The organism is Oleiphilus sp. HI0043, assembly GCF_001634935.1.
The window spans coordinates 1-705 of the sequence record NZ_LWEY01001896.1 but is presented as its reverse complement, the minus strand read 5'-3'; the positions used below and the strand labels follow the sequence as shown (position 1 = coordinate 705).

Annotated in this window: 1 protein-coding gene; it reads right to left on the bottom strand. The window is 45.8% G+C overall.

The window, feature by feature from the left end; translation table 11 throughout:
* The coding region (gene ylqF / locus A3729_RS29250; RefSeq protein ID WP_231877530.1) for a ribosome biogenesis GTPase YlqF at positions 1–637 on the bottom strand (637 nt) is incomplete at its 3' end.
* Between the last annotated feature and the right edge of the window lie 68 nt (positions 638–705).

Here is a 705-nt window from a genome sequence, read left to right as displayed (position 1 = left end):
GCTTATCTTGCTGAAGATCAAAGGTAGAGAAGTCGAGCTTGAAGCGAGTTGCCAAGGCTTCTGGGTAATGGTTTGCCAAATGCTCCAGGGCAAAAATAGCGACGGATTCATATTCCATTGCGGTGTCTTTAACCGCGCCTGTTGCCGCTAAACGATAACCACAGGTTTCGGGTTCGAGTTTTGGCCAGAGTACGCCAGGGGTGTCCGAGAGAACGATGCCGTTATCAAGGTTTATCTTTTGCTGGCGCTTTGTCACCGCAGGTTCGTTGCCAACTTTTGCAATAGCTCGGCCGGCGATGGAATTAATCAGGGTAGATTTACCGACATTGGGAATGCCCATAATCATGGCATTTATGGGCTTATCTGAATCTTGACGATGTGGTGCGAGTTTTCGACATAAGTTGGCGATAGCGCCTTTATTGCTAAGGGTATTAGCACTAATTGCCAAGGTTTTAACTTGTGCATCTTTTTCGAAGTGTTCTTGCCAAGCTTTGACTACGTCTGGATCAGCTAAATCAGACTTGTTGAGAATCTTAATGCAGGGTTTATCTTCCTTAAGCTGGCGAATCATTGGGTTGGAGCTGCTGAATGGAATCCGAGCGTCCAGTATTTCTATCACCACATCTATTTGAGACATGACTTTCTTAATTTCTTTGCGGGCCTTGTGCATATGACCCGGGAACCACTGAATTGCCATCTACTTAT